The 18,146-nt window shown below is 57.9% G+C and carries 18 protein-coding genes and 1 pseudogene; 7 read left to right on the forward strand and 12 right to left on the reverse strand.

The features are described from left to right. Positions 1-208 precede the first annotated feature (208 nt). From PHA01_RS28270 to PHA01_RS28295, 6 genes are read left to right on the forward strand one after another with little or no spacing between them, the layout of a single operon-like run. Positions 209-1,414 (forward strand): ABC transporter substrate-binding protein, encoded by a 1,206-nt coding sequence (locus PHA01_RS28270; RefSeq protein WP_271899585.1) that lies wholly within the window; start codon positions 209-211, stop codon positions 1,412-1,414. Further along, positions 1,414-2,235, forward strand: coding sequence for an ABC transporter ATP-binding protein (locus tag PHA01_RS28275; RefSeq protein ID WP_271899586.1), 822 nt, complete (start codon positions 1,414-1,416; stop codon positions 2,233-2,235). Before PHA01_RS28270 ends, PHA01_RS28275 begins: the two co-directional genes overlap by 1 nt. Further along, the gene (locus tag PHA01_RS28280) at positions 2,228-2,932 is read left to right on the forward strand and encodes an ABC transporter ATP-binding protein (protein WP_271899587.1); all 705 of its coding nucleotides are present in this window, start codon (positions 2,228-2,230) and stop codon (positions 2,930-2,932) included. Before PHA01_RS28275 ends, PHA01_RS28280 begins: the two co-directional genes overlap by 8 nt. Before the next feature lie 4 nt (positions 2,933-2,936). Then, on the forward strand, positions 2,937-3,824 hold the full coding sequence (locus PHA01_RS28285; protein ID WP_271899588.1) for a branched-chain amino acid ABC transporter permease: 888 nt from the start codon (positions 2,937-2,939) through the stop codon (positions 3,822-3,824). Beyond that, on the forward strand, positions 3,817-4,809 hold the full coding sequence (locus PHA01_RS28290; RefSeq protein ID WP_271899589.1) for a branched-chain amino acid ABC transporter permease: 993 nt from the start codon (positions 3,817-3,819) through the stop codon (positions 4,807-4,809). The genes PHA01_RS28285 and PHA01_RS28290 overlap by 8 nt, the downstream gene beginning before the upstream one ends. A gap of 1 nt (position 4,810) precedes the next feature. Continuing rightward, entirely contained in the window at positions 4,811-6,400 is a 1,590-nt protein-coding gene (locus PHA01_RS28295) for a GMC family oxidoreductase (RefSeq protein ID WP_271899590.1), read from the forward strand. A 3-nt stretch (positions 6,401-6,403) separates the two neighbouring features. Here the strand turns inward: PHA01_RS28295 and PHA01_RS28300 are convergent, their stop codons facing one another. The 6 genes and pseudogenes from PHA01_RS28300 to PHA01_RS28325 form a co-directional block, all read right to left on the reverse strand. Beyond that, a complete protein-coding gene (locus PHA01_RS28300) occupies positions 6,404-7,306 on the reverse strand; it encodes an energy transducer TonB family protein (protein WP_271899591.1) in 903 nt (300 codons plus the stop codon). Then, positions 7,306-7,764: a TonB system transport protein ExbD gene (gene exbD, locus PHA01_RS28305; RefSeq protein ID WP_271899592.1), complete on the reverse strand. Its 459-nt coding sequence runs from the start codon at positions 7,762-7,764 to the stop codon at positions 7,306-7,308. The genes PHA01_RS28300 and exbD overlap by 1 nt, the downstream gene beginning before the upstream one ends. A gap of 11 nt (positions 7,765-7,775) precedes the next feature. Beyond that, positions 7,776-8,741 (reverse strand): tonB-system energizer ExbB, encoded by a 966-nt coding sequence (exbB, locus tag PHA01_RS28310; RefSeq protein ID WP_417021060.1) that lies wholly within the window; start codon positions 8,739-8,741, stop codon positions 7,776-7,778. 854 nt (positions 8,742-9,595) lie between these two features. After that, positions 9,596-9,751 (reverse strand): annotated as a pseudogene (locus PHA01_RS28315) (ATP-binding cassette domain-containing protein); the annotation flags it as partial. Positions 9,752-9,882: 131 nt separating this feature from the next. After that, positions 9,883-10,773, reverse strand: a complete 891-nt coding sequence (locus PHA01_RS28320; RefSeq protein WP_271899594.1) for a helix-turn-helix domain-containing protein — start codon at positions 10,771-10,773, stop codon at positions 9,883-9,885. Between the two features lie 2 nt (positions 10,774-10,775). Next, complete coding sequence (locus tag PHA01_RS28325; protein WP_271899595.1) at positions 10,776-11,357, reverse strand: helix-turn-helix domain-containing protein; 582 nt, start codon at positions 11,355-11,357, stop codon at positions 10,776-10,778. A 200-nt stretch (positions 11,358-11,557) separates the two neighbouring features. Between PHA01_RS28325 and PHA01_RS28330 the strand changes: the two genes are divergently transcribed. After that, positions 11,558-11,773, forward strand: a complete 216-nt coding sequence (locus PHA01_RS28330; RefSeq protein WP_112532534.1) for a helix-turn-helix domain-containing protein — start codon at positions 11,558-11,560, stop codon at positions 11,771-11,773. Positions 11,774-11,884: 111 nt separating this feature from the next. Here the strand turns inward: PHA01_RS28330 and PHA01_RS29635 are convergent, their stop codons facing one another. The 6 genes from PHA01_RS29635 to PHA01_RS28355 all read right to left on the reverse strand — a co-directional run bounded on the left by PHA01_RS29635 (position 11,885) and on the right by PHA01_RS28355 (position 17,197). Then, on the reverse strand, positions 11,885-12,040 hold the full coding sequence (locus tag PHA01_RS29635; RefSeq protein WP_465248746.1) for a hypothetical protein: 156 nt from the start codon (positions 12,038-12,040) through the stop codon (positions 11,885-11,887). After that, positions 12,037-12,318 carry a hypothetical protein gene (locus PHA01_RS29640; RefSeq protein WP_465248747.1) on the reverse strand — a complete coding sequence of 94 codons (282 nt, stop codon included), beginning with the start codon at positions 12,316-12,318 and terminating at the stop codon, positions 12,037-12,039. The genes PHA01_RS29635 and PHA01_RS29640 overlap by 4 nt, the downstream gene beginning before the upstream one ends. 430 nt (positions 12,319-12,748) lie before the next feature. After that, the gene (locus PHA01_RS28340) at positions 12,749-12,910 is read right to left on the reverse strand and encodes a hypothetical protein (RefSeq protein WP_262291149.1); all 162 of its coding nucleotides are present in this window, start codon (positions 12,908-12,910) and stop codon (positions 12,749-12,751) included. A 15-nt stretch (positions 12,911-12,925) separates the two neighbouring features. Beyond that, positions 12,926-15,232 (reverse strand): conjugal transfer protein TraA, encoded by a 2,307-nt coding sequence (locus PHA01_RS28345; RefSeq protein ID WP_271899596.1) that lies wholly within the window; start codon positions 15,230-15,232, stop codon positions 12,926-12,928. Continuing rightward, a complete protein-coding gene (locus PHA01_RS28350) occupies positions 15,232-15,639 on the reverse strand; it encodes a MobC family plasmid mobilization relaxosome protein (protein ID WP_271899597.1) in 408 nt (135 codons plus the stop codon). The genes PHA01_RS28345 and PHA01_RS28350 overlap by 1 nt, the downstream gene beginning before the upstream one ends. A gap of 1,228 nt (positions 15,640-16,867) precedes the next feature. Continuing rightward, positions 16,868-17,197, reverse strand: coding sequence for a DUF736 domain-containing protein (locus PHA01_RS28355; RefSeq protein WP_271899598.1), 330 nt, complete (start codon positions 17,195-17,197; stop codon positions 16,868-16,870). Positions 17,198-18,146 lie beyond the last annotated feature (949 nt).

Raw genomic sequence — 18,146 nt, forward strand, 5'->3', positions numbered from 1 at the left:
GTTGCCGGTCGGAAGAAACAGCGCAATCATGGGCGTGAAGTATTGTCCGGCTTGGAAAGCCAAAGCTGGATTGAGGAGGATAAACAACTGGTGGGATGCGGGCGGGATCCGCGGCATCTCTGTTGACGTTTTCAATTTGAACCGTTCCGTCCGCGACAGCCATCATGCGATGATCCTGTGAGCGGTCAATCTTTGGGAGGAGATACGAATGAAATTACTAGCAATTGCAACGGCTGCCCTGATGGCAGCCACGGTCATTCCTGCAGCAAGCGCCGAGATTTCCGACGGCAAGGTCAAGATCGGCATTTTGAACGACCAGTCGGGTGTTTATGCGGACTTCGGCGGCAAGTGGTCTTTCGAAGCAGCGAAGATGGCCGCCGAAGATTTCGGGGGCAAGGTGCTGGATGCACCGATCGAAGTCATCACCGCCGACCATCAGAACAAGCCGGACATTGCCTCCAATATCGCCCGCCAGTGGTATGACACCGAACAGGTCGATAGCATCATGGAACTGACGACTTCCTCGGTGGCGCTCGCTGTGCAGGGCATATCCAAGGAAAAGAAGAAGATCGACCTTGTGACCGGTGCAGCCACGACGGAACTGACCGGCAAGCAGTGCTCGCCCTACGGTTTCCATTGGGCCTATGACACACACTCGCAAGCGGTCGGCACTGGCGGGGCGCTCGTTGCCCAGGGTGGCGACAGCTGGTTCTTCCTGACGGCAGACTATGCCTTCGGTTATTCGCTAGAGGAACAGACATCCAAATTCGTCACCTCCAAGGGCGGCAAGGTCGTCGGCTCGGTTCGCCATCCACTGGCAACGACCGACTATTCCTCGTTCCTGCTGCAGGCACAATCGTCCGGCGCAAAGGTCATCGGTCTCGCCAATGCCGGTCTCGATACCTCCAATGCCATCAAGCAGGCCGCTGAATTCGGCATCGTGTCCGGTGGTCAGCGCCTCGCAGCGCTGCTATTTACCCTGGCTGAAGTAAATGGTCTCGGTCTTGAGGCTGCGCAGGGCCTGACACTAACCGAAAGCTTCTACTGGGATCGTGACGATCAGTCCCGTGAGTTCGGACAGAAGTTCTTCAAGCGTACGGGCCGCATGCCAAACATGATCCAGGCAGCAACCTATTCGGGTGTGACGCAATATCTGAAGGCCATCCAGAAGGCGGGCACAGACGACACCGAAAAAGTCGCCGCAGCGATGCACGAAATGACGGTGGACGACGTTTTCGGGCGTGGTGCGAAGGTCGGTCCCAATGGGCGCCTGTTCAGCGATGTTTATCTGATGGAAGTCAAGAAGCCGGATGAAAGCAAGGCGCCCTGGGATTACTACAAGGTTCTGGCCACCGTCCCGGGTGACGAAGCATTTATCAAGCCGGCCGAAAGCGGCTGCCCGCTGGTCAAGTAATGACTGCTTCACTGAATGATGCAGCGTTCGGGGGAGGACAATCCTCTCCCGGCGCCTCTGGAGGTCAAGATTCGCGGGTGGTGTTGTCCGCCCGCGGTCTGCGCCGTGACTTTGGTGGCTTCGTTGCCGTCAACAATGTCGATCTCGATGTTCACCATGCCAAGGTGCTCGCGCTGATCGGCCCGAACGGTGCTGGCAAGACCACAGTTTTCAATCTACTGACCAAATTTCTGCAACCGACAAGCGGAACGATCACACTACTCGACCAAGACATCACAAAGATGGATCCGGCCAAGGTGGCTCGAATGGGACTTGTGCGTTCGTTCCAGATATCGGCAGTGTTTCCGCATCTGACGATCCTCGACAATGTCCGCGTTGCCCTGCAGCGCCCCGGTGGTCTGTCCACGCAATTCTGGCTGCCCATGGGTGCGCTGAACCGGCTCAACGAACGAGCAATGGAATTGATAGAGGCCGTCGGCCTTCAAGATGCCCGCCACAACCTCGCCGCCGACCTATCCTATGGCCGTAAGCGTGTACTGGAGATCGCCACTACACTTGCGCTCGATCCAAAAGTGCTGCTTCTCGATGAGCCGATGGCTGGCATGGGCCACGAAGACGTGCATATCGTCTCCGATATCATTCGCGAGGTGGCGAAAGACCGTGCGATCCTGATGGTTGAACACAATCTGAAGGTTGTCGCCGATCTCTGCGATCAGGTGACCGTCCTACAGCGCGGCGAAATCCTCACCTCCGGAGATTATCGCACCGTTAGTCAGGACGAGCGCGTGCGTGTTGCCTATATGGGGACCGAACATGAATAACGCGCTGCTTTCCGTCCGGGATCTTCATGCCTGGTATGGCGAAGGCCACGCCTTGCATGGCGTCAACCTCGACATCCACCAAGGCGAGACGGTCACTCTGCTTGGCCGCAATGGTGTCGGCAAGACCACAACGCTGCGCTCCATCATGGGAATTATCCGCAAACGTACAGGTACGATCACCTTCGATGGCAAGGACATGATGCGCGTGCCATTGCATCGCACCGCCCATGCAGGCATCGGCTTTGTGCCGGAGGAACGCGGCATATTCGCCACGCTATCCGTCGATGAAAACCTCAATCTTCCGCCGATCGTCGCCAAGGGCGGCATGTCGATTGACGAGATCTATGACCTGTTTCCTAATCTCAAAGAGCGCCGCAACAGCCCTGGCACGAAGCTTTCCGGCGGCGAGCAGCAGATGCTGGCTATTGCCCGAATTCTGCGCACAGGCGTCAAGCTGCTGCTTCTGGACGAACCGACGGAGGGCCTTGCACCGGTCATCATCCAACGTATCGGCGAAGTGCTTGTGACGCTGAAACAGCGCGGCATGACTATTCTGCTGGTCGAACAGAATTTTCGGTTTGCCAGCAAGGTCGCTGACCGCTTCTATGTGGTGGACCATGGCAAGATAATCGATAATTTCCACGTCAGGGAGCTGCCCGACCACATGACCATGCTCAACGAAGCATTGGGGGTCTGACGACATGACCATGATCTTCGGCGTTCCCCTCCAGGCTTTCCTCGGCCAATTGCTGATCGGCCTCATCAATGGCTCATTCTACGCGATGCTCAGCCTTGGCCTCGCAATCATCTTCGGATTGCTTCGTGTCATCAATTTCGCACACGGTGCACAATACATGCTGGGTGCTTTCGTCGGCTATCTTTTGCTCGCGGAACTCGGCATCGGGTACTGGCCGGCGCTGATCCTTGCTCCGTTGGTTGTGGGTCTGGCGGGCGCGCTCATCGAGCGGGTCGCGCTGTCACGCCTTTACAACCTCGACCACCTCTACGGGCTGTTGTTCACGTTCGGACTTGCACTCGTGATTGAAGGCACGTTCCGCTATTACTACGGTGCAGCCGGACAGCCCTATGCAGTTCCTAGCGCATTGGCTGGAGGTGTTAACCTCGGCTTCATGTTCCTGCCTAAATATCGCGCCTGGGTTGTCGTCGCTTCGCTGGTCGTCTGCCTCGGGACCTGGCTCCTCATCGAGAAGACCCGCCTCGGCTCCTATCTGCGCGCCGCAACCGAAAACCCGACACTTGTGCGTGCTTTCGGCATCAACGTGCCCCTCCTGTTGACGTTTACGTACGGTCTCGGCGCAGGTCTTGCAGGGCTCGCGGGTATCATGGCGGCGCCGATCTATCAGGTCAGCCCGCTTATGGGATCGAACATGATTATCGTTGTCTTTGCCGTGGTTGTTGTTGGCGGTATGGGATCAATCCTTGGCGCCATCATCACCGGCTACATGCTCGGTATTTTCGAGGGTCTGACCAAAGTGTTCTATCCGGAAGCGTCCAGCATCGTCATCTTCGTCATCATGGCAATCGTCCTGCTTGTCAGACCCGCGGGTCTGTTCGGAAAGGATGTGTGACATGACGCAAGCGACCGTTACATCTGCACCGAAGCCACGTCTTTTGACGCTCGAAACAACGCTGATCCTGATTGGGATCATTGGGCTTATTCTCGCACCTTTCTATTTTTATCCGGTATTTCTCATGAAGGTGCTTTGTTTCGCACTCTTCGCTTGCGCCTTCAATCTTCTCCTCGGCTACACCGGCATCCTTTCCTTTGGTCATGCCGCCTTCTTTGGAGGCGCTGCTTACTTCACGGCACATGCGGTCAAGGAATGGGGTCTTCCAACCGAGCTCGGCATTCTTGTCGGCGTTCTCGGCGCAACGATCCTCGGGTTGATCATCGGCTTCTTTGCCATAAGGCGGCAGGGCATCTATTCGACGATGATCACGCTGGCACTCGCACAGATGTTTGCCTTTTTCTGTCTCCAGGCATCTTTCACCCATGGCGAAGACGGCATTCAGGGGGTGCCGCGCGGCTACTTGTTGGGCTTCATCGACCTCAATCAACCATTGAACATGTATTTCTTCGTGCTCGCCGTATTTCTCCTTGGCATGTTCATCATCTGGCGTATCATTAACTCGCCCTTTGGCATGATCCTCAAATCCGTACGCGAAAATGAACCGCGCGCGATCTCCCTTGGCTATTCGGTCGCGCGTTACAAGCTCGCTGCCTTCGTCATGTCTGCTGCCTTGACCGGTCTTGCAGGGGGGTTGAAAGCGATCGTCTTCCAGTTTGCCACGCTTACAGATGTGAGCTGGCAGATGTCTGGCGAAGTCGTGCTGATGACATTGCTCGGCGGCATCGGCACGCTGGTCGGACCGATCTTTGGCGCAGGGCTTGTGGCCGCGCTCGAAAATTATCTCGCGACTTCGGAGTTTCCGGTCACCGTGATCACCGGCATCATCTTCATGGTGTGCGTGCTTGTGTTTCGACGTGGGATCATCGGTGAGCTTTATGCTTCGCGCCTCGGCAAAAGACTTGCGAGCAAGCCGGACAACTGAAATGGCAACCTATGACTACATCGTCATCGGAGCGGGCACTGCCGGCTGCACGCTCGCCAATCGTCTCTCTGAAAACAGGGATGTCTCCGTGCTGCTCCTTGAGGCAGGTGGCAAGGACAATTATCACTGGATCCATATTCCTGTTGGCTACCTTTATTGCATCTCCAATCCGCGCACGGATTGGTGCTTCACAACCGAACCAGAACCGGGGTTAAATGGCCGCTCGCTCAGTTATCCGCGCGGCAAGGTCTTGGGCGGCTGCTCATCCATCAACGGCATGATCTATATGCGCGGCCAGGCGCGCGACTATGATTTGTGGCGACAGGACGGATGTACCGGCTGGGGTTGGGATGATGTCCTTCCCTACTTCAAGAAGTCTGAAGATTACTATCTCGGGGCGGACAATTTTCATGGTTCTGGCGGCGAATGGCGCGTAGAGGAAGCGCGGCTGCATTGGGATATCCTCGATGCATTCCGCGATGCTGCGGAAGCTGCCGGCATCCCTCGCACGGAGGATTTCAATCGCGGCGACAATGAAGGCTCCTCCTATTTCAAGGTCAACCAGAAGCGCGGGATCCGCTGGAACACGGCAAAGGCTTTTCTGCGCCCTGCCCTGGGACGTCCTAATCTCAAGGTTGAAACCGGAGCGCATGTACGAAAGCTGATCCTGCAGGATTTGGCCGTTAAAGGCGTTGAATTCGAACAGGCCCGGGCAACCCGTTCGATCCAATGCAGACGCGAGGTCATTCTGGCCGCGGGGTCAATCGGCTCACCCCATATCCTCGAACTGTCCGGCATCGGTCGCGGAAATGTACTGCAGAGTGCAGGTATTGAAACGGTCCTGGAACGGAGCGGCGTCGGCGAGAACCTGCAGGACCATCTGCAGCTGCGTTGTGCCTACAAGGTTACGGGTATTCCGACACTCAACGAGAAAGCCAACCGCCTTCTCGGCAAGGCGGCAATCGCGCTTGAATATCTCATCAGCAGGTCCGGACCCATGTCGATGGCGCCGAGCCAGCTCGGCGTTTTTACCCGGTCCGATCCCTCTTTTGAGACAGCCAATCTGCAATATCATGTGCAACCTCTCTCGCTGGAAAAGTTTGGTGAAAACGTCCACCCCTTCCCTGCATTCACGGCGAGCGTTTGCAATCTGCGCCCCGAAAGCCGCGGTTCCGTACACGTCCAGTCACCGGATCATCGCTTGCAGCCAGCCATACAGCCAAATTATCTGACAACAGAGAGTGATCGCCGTGTCGCGGCGGACTCGATCCGCATCACGCGCAACATTGTGGCGCAAAAACCGTTGCAGCGCTTTAGACCGGAGGAGTTCAAGCCGGGCCCGCAATACCAGAACGAGGATGAACTGGTCGAAGCCGCCGGTGCCGTTGGCACGACCATCTTTCACCCCGTCGGCACCTGCCGCATGGGTGCTGATCCGGACTCCGTCGTCGATCCGCAATTGCGCGTGCGTGGCATTCGAGGTCTGCGCGTGGCCGATGCTTCGATCATGCCGTCGATCACCTCGGGAAATACCAACTCACCAACGATCATGATCGCCGAAAAAGCTGCAGAGATGATCACGAGAGCTTAATGGCTATCTTATCTGAAACGGTACGGTAAAACTTTGCCGGGATACGTCCACTCCATCGGGCGCCGACGGGACTGGTGACGCCCTCCGGATTGTTTCAAGCACGCTCTGGTCTAACTGAGGCACTCCAGAACTCCCGACGACACTAGCCGAAACGATCGCGCCATCATTGGTAACCACAAAGCGTATCCTGACGGTACCCTGCCCTTCCGCACGGGCGCGGTTTGCTCTGCGCGCCAGATAAGACTGCACTCTTGAACGCCAGGTCTCCGATTGCCGCGCTGACGCTGCCCTCGAAACACTAAGTTGCTGTTTCGCTTCCCGGGGCGTGGCGTCTTGGACGGTCGCGGTGCTGACTTTCTTCGCTGGCTTCTGCACGACCTTCTCGGTAACCTGTTTTTTTGGAACGTCGGGCTTTTTCGGTGTTGGACGAACCACCGGAAGCGGCACTTCTACCTTTGGCAGTTCCACAACCTCTTCGATCTGTTCTTCGGGCTGCTCGGTCACTTCTGGTTCCGGCTGGGGCTCTTCGGCCACCTCAGGTTCAGGCTGATCCGGAATCAGTTCTTCCAATGGACTAATTGGCTCGGGTTCCGTCTGCACATCCGGGATAGGCTCGGGCATTGCAGCTTCCTGTTCCATGGTATCCGGCTTGATTGGCTCAGCTTCGGCCGGCGGTTCTTCCTTAACCGGTTCTGGCACCACTGGTGCCGGCAATGGCTCCATGTCAATCATTACGGCGGCGGCAATATCGCTTGCGGGTGTCTCAGGTTGATAGTTCTGAACATACCACGCAGCACCCGCATGAATGCCGATGACCGCTAATCCCGCAACCGACCAAAGACCAACCTCGCGCCAATCTGGGCGCAGGAAACCTCTTCTGGTTGCAGTTGTTGTCTGCTGATGCACTACTGTACGCCTTCACCGGTCGGTGCGGGTCGAGGAGGAACACTTTCCAGACCGACAAGAGCTATCTTGAGATACCCTGTGTCGCGCAATCCGTTCATCAAATCCATCAAGGCGCCGTAGTCGACTGCTCGGTCGGCACGCAGAAAGACCCGGGTTTCCTTGTCACCCTGCGTACGTTGATCGAGAAAACTGCCAAGCGCTTCGCGCGAAATCGTTTCGTTGCCGACTGCGATAGACTTGTCTTCCTTGAGCGTCAGGTAGAGCGGTTGCTCGGGACGCGTCGCGGGCGTTGCCGTCGAGGCCGGCAGATCCACATTGATATCGACCGTTGCCAGCGGCGCCGCTACCATGAAGATAATGAGCAGGACCAGCATGACATCGATGAACGGCGTCACGTTGATTTCGTGATTTTCCTGGAGCTCGTCGTCGGACGCACTGTGCCTGATGCCACCAGCCATAGTCGCTCCCCCTACTCTGCAGCAGCGCGCGAGGTGTGAGCGGCGGCAGGCACCGTGGCAAAATCCACGTCACGGCTGACAAGACGCTCGACCCCCGCCGACGCATCGGCGAGCAACTGCCGGTAACCGGTGATCGACCGCGCGAAGACATTGTAGATCACAACCGCCGGAATAGCGGCAACGAGCCCGATCGCGGTGGCGAGAAGCGCTTCTGCGATCCCCGGTGCAACGACGGCCAAATTGGTCGTTTGGGACTCTGAAATGCCGATGAACGAATTCATGATGCCCCAGACCGTGCCGAAAAGTCCGACGAAGGGCGCAGTTGAACCGATGGTTGCCAGTACTCCTGTGCCGCGGCTCATGCGCCGTCCTGCTTGAGCCTCGATGCGCGACAGGCGCGAGGCGACGCGCTCCTTCAAACCATCGGCGCTTGCATATCCTTGAACCTCACGGGAAAGACGCACTTCCTCACGTGCTGCGTTGACAAGCGCCGCGCCCGGGCCGCCTCGGCCTTCGAGCGACCGTTCAGCTTCAAGCAGCGTGCGAGCATTACCGATAGCGTTGAGCGCGCGATAGGCGCGCACTCTTGCTCCGGCAAGCTCAAACGTTTTCGCCAGCCAGACAGTCCAGGTGATCAGCGAGGCAAAAGCGAGACCGATCATCACCGACTTGACCACCCAGTCCGCGGCCAAGAACATGCCCCAGGGCGAAAGATTATGCGGCAGCGTTCCATTCTTCTGACCAGGTTGGCTCCCCTCCACTGGTGCAGTAGGCTGCATGATTGGCGGCTGGGTTATCTCCGGTTCCTGCACGGGCGGTGCTGCAACCTCGTTCTGAGGCGCTGGAGCCATATTGTTTTGGGCATAGGCGATTAATGCAGTCGGACCGACAACAACCAGTGCACATCCCAAAGCCCCTATTCTCAATACCGCAGCAAAATTGCCGGCTGTTGAACGCTTTTTGGGGGTTGGTCGCATCGCTCCGCAATCCTTCACTACATTCGCTGCAAACGGCCCTGGCTCGTCGATCAACCTGGCCTCCGTCGAGCGGCGCAATCTTCGGTTGGTAGCGGCTTAGTATTTATGACTAAAATAATCAACTATTTTTTGAATCGGGTGACGGGATGGTTTCGCTGATGAAGTTCATGAGGCAGATCGCCAGATGACGTCTCTAAAACTCTGGAGATCCCTGATTCAAGCCCGGCTCAGGCAGCCAGGATTCACCGCGTTGTCAAGCACGGCGCCCAGATCTTTGATCGCATCACCAAAGAAATGGGACAGCACGGACATTGACAACGACGTCACCGAGGCGGCTAAGACGATAGCCGACATATGGAGCGGTGGATTCGATTTCGAAGCGCGACTTCGTAGCGATAGCAATGGCTTATTGGAGCAAAGGAATTGCCCATGACTCGACCGCTCCGCCCCTTCCCAGACCTCGAACGTTGCAAGATCGAGCGATGGCCAGCGCCGAAGTCGTCAATCGCTCACTTGGATCCCAATTGAGCAGACCATGTTTCGTGCGAAATTACTCATTTTCGGTGAAGTCAAGAATGATAGTTCGGAGGAAGTCAAAAGCGCTGCCAAATCCGTCTCCGAAATTGGTTCAGTTCGACACCAAATCCGCTCCAAATCATTTAAGGCTTGTCGCTTTCAACGATCAGTCCGCCTCGATTGCTTCGATCGCGCCATGAAGAGCTCGGCAAGTTGCTTGTCCTGCTTCCGCAAACCGATGCCCACACCTGGACCGAAAAGGCCGCCCGAAATTCTGGGGCCGTAGAGCACAGCCGTCGCACCATCTTTGGACTCCAGAAATGCCTTCCTGCCAGTCCACAGCGCAAAAAAGTGCTTTTTCCAGAACCGCTGCTCCCAAGGATGGAGATGACATCGCCGCGCTGCGCGGTCATGGAAATCCCTTTGAGGACTTCGAGCGTACCAAAGCGCTTCTTCAGATTTTTGACGCGCAGCGGGGCGTTGATGTCAGAAATGAGGGGCTGAAATTGACCGTTGTCAGATTGCGTATGCACCGGAGACCCTCGTTTGCTTTTCGCGAAGATGCGACAGCCAGCGCGAGGGTGCTTGCAGTAAATTGATGCAGGTGCGGGATCTGATCAGTAAATCATTGTTGTGCTTTGCCCGGCCAGGTGCCGCGATAGGCCACGGGGGTCATACCCACTTCCCGGCGAAAGGCATTGGAAAAATGGCTCGAACTGGAGAAGCCACATGACAGCGCGATATCGGTGACCGGCATCGAGGAATGGCGCAGAAAGTCCTTTGCCCGCTCGATCCTGCGCCGGATGATGAAAGCATAGGGCGGACATCCAAGCGTTTGCCTGAACGCCCGGCAAAAGTGCGGAACGCTCAAACCGGCAAGCTCGGCCAGTTGCAACAGCGACAAGTCCGCCGTGAGGTCATCATCAATTCTCTGAATCACCCGGTCAAGGTTAACCGGGGCGAGCCCGCCTTTGCGGACAGCGGCCGGATATCTTTGCCTGCGCATAAGCTGGGCGAAGATTGTGGCTGTATAGCTCTCCACAAGCATGGCGCTGAGAGGATTGCGGTCACGGATCTCTGCGCCTATCCCGCGCGCTGCGTTCAGGATGATGGGATCCTCGAAGCCGAGATCCGGCGCGAGCGACGGCAGCGATCCCGATGGTACCCGGTCAAGAAGCTCTGCCACATGTGCCGGTTTGACCTGGATCGCCAGATAGGCCGCCATCGAGGCGCCGGCTTCCCAGCCCCGCCAGCTGCATCCGGCGGGAACAAACAGGATTGCGCCGGGCTTTCGGGGTACAAATCCGGCGTTCCTGCCATCTATGAAGTATTGGCCACGCTCTGAGTTGCCCTGCACATTGAGAAGCACAACATGCCGGCTGGAGGTGATCGCCGTCTCCTCCTTGGCAAGCCCGCTGCGCCGGACAAGATCGGCCTCAAGGCGATGCCATGACCTCTTGTCACGGGAAATTGTCCGGCAGTCACCGACCTTGAAGGTAGGTTGCAACGTGGCCATCGTCATGCCCGGCCCCGATCCTCATCGGATGCAGAACCTCTCCGCCCTGCCCCATATGTGTCCGGTGCCCCGCCGTACCCGTTTTCTGTCTTCGGCAGCGGGCATGCCATGGTGTCGCCGTGCAGAGCGGCCAATTCCTCGCCTAAAGCGGCGATGAATGAGGATACGCGGCGGCGCGTGCGGGGAGGCAGCCGCATCACCCCTTCAATCAGCCGGCGCCCCTCGCTGCTCGCTATGAATGTGATCCGCTCGTCGACGGGAAGCGAGGCCACCTCGCCGCTTTGCTTCTCATTTCCAGGCAGACCTTCGAAAAAGCGGCTGACAGGCACGCCGAGGAATGTCGCGATCTCAAACAGCATGGACGCACTGATGCGGTTCTTGCCGTTCTCATATTTTTGCAGTTGCTGGGGGCTTACCCGGATAGCGCGGGCGAGCGTAGCTTGCGTCACGTCGTATTGAAGGCGGACAACGACAACCTGACGCCCGACATAAAGATCAGCAGCATGCGGCACCTCGCTCGCGGATGCTTGCGGGTAAAGCGGGTGCGGCTGCTTTTCCGTCAGTTGGATCTTCCGGCGCCGCATCTGTCAATCCCCGTGGAGCGAGTATGTCGCGGTACATCCCGCGAGAGCCATTAACAGCAAGCAACGATCGACTGAACTTGATCACCAAACGCACCTACCCGTTGGTCTGCCGCTACAATACTCGGCCTATATAGCACATCGGAGACGAATAGGAACTATCGTTCCTAGAACGATGGTTCCGGTTCTGCTTCCCATCTGCCATGGACTTGAAGGAATCCATGGCGGTCAACCTGCGTCGCATTCGCCATGAAAAGAACCTGACGCAAGAGGATTTGGCAGCGCGGGCCGATTTGAGTATGCGCTATGTCGGCGCGATCGAACGCGGCAAAGTCTCGGCCAGCGTGACCGTACTTGGCCAAATAGCCGATGCGCTGGGCGTTGATCCATGCGAGTTGTTGCGCCAAAAATCTTCGTGAGAATCGACCCCTCGTACTCATGAATTTCGATCCGGGCTCCGGATAGGTGGTAAAACTGCCTAAAAGGCGGGAAGCCATAGAGCCGGACACCCGACTCTATGGCTTTCCGGGTCATCGCGTCTTGAGGCGCAGCATACCCTCAGCCAGCGTCCAGAGCGCGCGGTTGAGGGTCACATTCTGGTCGATGCCGTTAATGGCGCGAGTCTGACTGCGGCGAACGCGGCCCTCGCCGTTGCGCCGCTGCCCGTTCAATCCGCCCCTTATCATATTCTCCTGAATGACATTGTAGGACATCCAGAGGCTTTGCGCGGCGTCCTCGCGACGACGCGGCTCGATGATCTGCTCGGGGCGGATGGGGCTTTCCTCCCATAGCGGGCGACAAGGCTCGCCTCGGCCAGCACGCGGCGCTCGTCCGCCGACAGGGTGATTTCTTTCATGGCCTCACTGGCGTCGATCAGATGCGGGAAATCCTCCGCGACGGTATAAACGCCTTCGACGATGTCATGCTGGATATCTATTGCGCTGCCTTTAAGTTCTTCAAACACGAAGCTCGGGCCAATAACGCTTCCCAACATGCCCCGAGGTACAGAAGTGCGTAAATGGCGCCGAGCCGAAGCAGATGGCGGTCGATAAGCAGTTCCGACTCGTTTGTATTTCGTGCATCGCGAAGGGAGAGCGGTTCTCGCCGGACGAGACACATGCAGCATACAGATATCGCAAAAGCCGCAGCTATTGCTGCGAGCGTAAACGTCGGGGTGCAGACGTAGAGCAAGACACCAGTGAGCACTGCTGCCAGCAAACTTACTGATTGTGTCAAGAAACTCGCCATGCAGTTTGCTGTCGACAGGGGAAAACCAGCGCCAACGGATGGTACCATTGACTGAGACGCCGTAAGTGCAACGCAAACGCCGGGCTGTCTCATAATTTCCCTTTGCTTCCACTTTGCGCAAAGGAACGGCCGCTCCCCAAAAGGTCTTAGTTGAACCAGCCAACGACTGCTGCCCAGGCCATTGTCAGCCCACGGTCGAACAATGCGATCCCCATGACAACGACAAACACGATGCCGAATGCCGTCGCCAATCCCTCGTTGCTTTTGGTATCCTCCTCAACGACGATGATCCGCCTCTCGTCACGCATGGCATTGCCCTCTTGTTACCGGTCTCGATCATCGTGATCGCCCGCTCTTTGTTCAGCAGCTTCCCGTTGCAGTTCTTCCAGGCGCGGCACATGCTTGGCGGGGTCGCTCTTTGTTTTATCGCCACTGGAACCTGCCATCTGCCCGGTACTCTGACCGTCTGCATCGCGGTTTTGGTCGTCACCTACCCGCGTTAACGCCGCCTTGGGAGCGCTCCCGACCGACAATCCGGTCACTTCGTTTGCCTCAGAGCCCGACGGGGATCGCTCACGCTCAGCCTTCAGCCGCTCACGTCCCACGGCCCGGAGCGCGTTTTTGAGGTTCTCATCGATTTCTGCAACTTCCCTGATCAGGGAATTTCCGCCTGCGCCAAGCTCAGCGGTCTTGATCAGTTGATTTTCGAGTTCCTGTTTCATCGCCCTGACATTGCCCGGATCCTGGTTGTCCGCCTCAGCTCGGCTGATGGCTCCCCGGGATTGCTCGATCTCAACCAGGTGTCTGTTCGCCGCCTCGGCGGCCGCAAACCCATGTCGCTCGACAGCATTATTCCATCGCAGCTTCTCGTCTTCCCGCTCATTGACCCTTGAGCTGCGAGCCAGCGCGTCGCCAGCATTGCGACCGCGCTCTTCCAGCATGTCGACAAGTTCGCGGCGCACATTGACGTGTTCCCTCGCCGCCTTGGCAATTTCCTCAAACCCATCCTGTTCATGCGGTGGCAAAGAGCGCGCCGCGTGGAAGAGTGCAGTCTCCACGCGTCTTTCGTAGGCTTCGAATTCAGGCCGGGTCATGGGGCCAGAATTTGACGGCTGGCCTTGCCAGACCGCCTTTCTTTCGGCGCGCGCGGGGTGGGCTTCAAACCGGATTACCTGAGTCCCGGCAAAGTCTTTCTGCGTAGGCAATAGCGCGGAACTACCGATAGAATGCCACTCCTGTTGCGCCGTTCGGGCATAGGCCTTGCTGCTAGGCGTGCGCGGGAAGCTATCCTTATCCGAGCGTTTTGTGTCGTATCGGCGTTGTGCGGAGGCGCTTGTACCTTCGTGTTGCGTACGACCGATCATGTTCATCGGCCGGACCTGGTTTTTCGAGTAAGCAGGGGGGCTCGCACGATCACGGCGATCGGTCATCTCCATGTTGATGCCGTGCGCGCGCGCCCTTTCGGCCATTGTCAGCCGCCACTCCCGAAAGGCCGGGATTGTCGTCTCGATCCTGTCACCAGCGTCCGATCGCATGGCGATGATGGCGTGGACGTGAACGTGCGGCCGCTTGCCGCCTGTTTCCTCCGTCTTCGGGTCACTTGCAGCATCGTGAAGTGAGAACACATAACGGTGCCCGGCAAACTGCGTCCCCAGGAAATCCCGCGCTGCTTCCCGAAAGGCCGACGCATCGGTTCCGGCGCGCGCCGACAGGACAAGATGCATGACATCGCGCGGTTTGCGGCTATGAAGCTGGCCGCGCCATTCAAGTTGAACAAGGTCTCCGGCCTGCTTGGCATCTGCGATCGACCGTCCCTGCTCGTCCTGAACCTCGCCCTTATGCGCAGCCACCAGCGATCGCACGTGGCTGGTGCCGTAGTCCGTGCCGTTGCCGTAGCCGGTAAATCGAAAGACCGCGTCCGCCCCAGCGCTCTCCATGCGCGCCTGCACGATCGCTGCAGCCTTGTCGTCGGCCGTCAATCGCTCACCACCGGAGTTTCTCAGTACCGTCACGCCATCGATGTCGTAGCCGCTCCCATCAGCCCGTGCGGTCACCGTGAACACAAAGGCGCGGTCACCCAGGCCGCGCTTCACAATCTCCCGGGCTCGGCCAAAGAGGTCGTCGTCAGCGCGCCATCCGCCCTCGGCGACGGCGATCTTGAACAGGCCAATATCCCGGCTCTCAGCCCGGTTCTTCATCAGGTGATCCCACTCGCTTCCCACAGCAGACAGTTGATCGCGTCCGCGCAGCTGATCGCCACACTCGTTTTCGGCCACCACTTCGCCATTGCGCGAAACATAGTTGATCATCGCTCCCAGCCGCGCGCTGCCGCCGAACGAAGCCAATTTCACGACGGCCGGCTGGCCACCAGCCGCAAGGCCTTCAAAGCGCGCGCGCATCGGCCTTTCGAGAAAGGGACCGGCGCGACCTGTTCCAGGTCGCCAGGAGCCGCCCGCTCGCAACCGGCTGCCGGGCTTCGCTCCGACGGGACCTGCCCTCACCGCGATACTTGCTCGGCGGCGGCGCTCCTCGTCATCATCCGGCTTTCTTCGCCCGAGCGAGCGGTCATGGAGCAAGGCCGCCCGTCGCTGTTCCCATTCAGCGGTGAAAGCTCCGAGAAAGAACTCCACTACGCCTTCCCTTTCCGCATCCTGGCGCCACGATCGGCAAAGAAGCTGATCTCATACAACAGCGCCGCAATCGCCCGCTGAACACCATCGATCACCGCGCGCTCTTCATCCGTGCGTGGCTTTCTTCGGTTTGCGGCACGGGCGAGCTGGTTGAGATTGACGCCAACTGCCCTCAGATCGGCGAGAAGCGCGCTGACAATGACGCGATCCTCCTCCGTGAAAAAGGGGCGAACCCCGGCACCCTCAAGGATGAGCGACCGCATGAAGGCGGAGACTGTCAGCTCCGCAGCCTGCGCGGCGTCCTCGATCTTTACCATTTCCATGGCGCTAAACCGGGCGTGGACGACCTTGGTCTTTGGCTCTCCCCTCGGGACTTTGCCGCTCTTATCCAATGCGGACCCGCTCATCTGACCTTCCTTAAATCCCGCCACAGGCCTAATCGACGGCTCGTCCGTCGATCGTCAGCAAATTTGTATCACAAATTTGCGTATCCTGCCAAAGTACAGTACCGATTCGGTAACAATTTTCCAAGCCATCGCCTTAGGTTCATCGCTGCGACTTGCTAATCGAGACCTTCCATCCTGTCCGGTCTGACCGAAGTGGATTGCGCAAGCAGCACCTTACGCCAAATGCCTTACCGCTAGACAAACTCGCGCTAAGCAATTGCTTTGTCTTTATATGTAGAGTGAAAATACATCCACTCTGTATGTGAACTCCATGCATTTGACCCGTGTATTTGTGCGGTGTGGAATATATTCCACACTGTATTCCGCGAATGAAGGCCGAAAGCGCTCACCCCCTAAGTAGGAACATAATATATTCGGTTTTGACTTGCGCCGATCGGTCATTTCGATGCATGATCGGTTTATCGTCAGCACGAATATGGAGGCGACCATGGCAAGAACCTACGCGGCGGTGAGCAACAAAGGCGGAGGGGGCAAGATAACGCTTGTCACGCTACTCCATGCATCCGACATTCCTAGTCGTCGCCACTGCAAAAATCCGAGCCGAAGCGAATCCGTTTGATCCGATGTGGGACAGGTAATTCGCAAGGCGCTGCCTGCCATCGGAAATTACGTATCGGCCCGGTGAATCCGCATACTCTACCAATACACAGGAACTGGCGGCTCGGGTCAAACAGGGCTTAGCGGAGGCTTGAGCTGTAGGCGGGGAAACTCGCACGTACAGTTCTTAGGGAGGAACGACCCGGCAACGGGTCGTTCCTACCCGACAGGCAACACCGGAGTGTGAAGGCCGCAATCCATCGACGGGCGAGAAGATAAAGATCGCAGGGCAAACAAGCACACCTTTATCCCGGCCAAAGCCCTAAAGGATGCGCTGAACAAGTAAGTACTGCCCAGACACGAGAAGAACCGCGCCGGTACGCACTTTTTTCGAAGCTCGACCCCTGTTTGGCCGGAACGAGATGAGTTGGTGGCCTCCTCGCCATTCCACCTCGGTCAGTTCGACATCAATCTGGCCGGGAAGGCTCGTAACCGCATTTAGTCGTGAGCAAGCGCAAACGGGGAGAACTTTGGATCTGCCTTGCTTGTTGCCCCTTCTGAAGATCGACGGGACCAAGGAAGCCCAAGCGCGGGAAGCCCCCGCTTGGTAAGCGGGGGCCCGTCCGGCGGATCAGTCCCTCCAGGGGATGATGGCCATCAGTGTTTCGTCATCCTGTCCGGAGTAGCGTCCGAGGTTGGCGTTGAGTCTGGCGTGGCCGGTTTTGACGCTCATGGTCAGGTAGGGCTTGCCCGACTGGCTTTCCTTTTCCCAGATGCCGCCGATTTCGATACGGCGACCGCGTGGCGTCATGCCGTAGATACGGAAGACCGGTGCCTTTTCATTGTCACTTGCGAAGGCCTCGCCGGTGATCTCGATGTCGAAGGCCAGCGAGGCAATGTTGCCGGTGAGTGTCTTGTTGGCTTCATCGAATTGGATGTAGTTGATCAGGATGTTCGTCATCGCTTCATCTCCTATGTTTGCGGTGTCGATGGACACGGATAAGGACCGGCAAAAGGCCGGCATGCACCCGAAGGGCTGCAGCAAAGTGGAAGACGGGGCAGACAAAGCGCAGCGGATGATTTTGCCTTCGCGCGAGGAATGGCCACAGGCCAGGGGAAAATCATATGTCGGCCCCGTTGCATGTCGGACAGCCGGACCTAGTGTCCAATCGATCGACACCCACAACGACAAAGGGATTGTTCAGCGAGATGACGAACACTGGTCAACGTCTCATCATTCGATCGACACCACGAAACCATGCGTAAGACATGCCATGCCGGCAATCGATAGCGTGATCCAGACTGAAGGCCAGAAACGGCTATTGAAAAGCTGCCCTGCCCTATCAGCCCACTGGCGTGGCGCTTCGGGCATGCCTCGCATTGCGGCCTGTTCTGAAAGGGTAGCCGTTAGGTAGCCATACACCGACATCGAGTGCGTCAACATTCCGAATCCACATCACAATCCTTGGCGAGCGCTGCACCGGCGAAAATGGCAACTGCTGAATAGCTATTTCCAGCAAGGACAGCTCAAAGGCAGGCTAAACCATTGGCGGGGGCTCTCGCGCGTGCGTGGCAGGGAACAGTGGGGCCGACACTGGCTACTAGCCAGCAAAGGCCATGAAAGCGCTTCGATAGCGCAATCATGGCCCCGCGCTGAGGATCCGGCTTTTGGGTTCGAGTGAAATGTCGAATGCATTGCCCGCAAACGGAGACCAGCCTTGAGCTGGTGAACGTTGTACCTGGCCGGGGCTCGATGCCACCGCCAGGACTCCTTAACGGGGTTGGTGGTCTTCTCGTGTTTGTCGGGATTGGGGTGGGGGGGGGGGGGGGGGGGGGGGGGGGGGGGGGGGGGCCGGCGGCCGCGTCAGGGACGGCAACGAGAGAGGAGGCAGCCAGAGAAGCACGCGCGC

Source organism: Candidatus Phyllobacterium onerii, assembly GCF_028331445.1.
Lineage (GTDB): Bacteria > Pseudomonadota > Alphaproteobacteria > Rhizobiales > Rhizobiaceae > Phyllobacterium > Phyllobacterium onerii.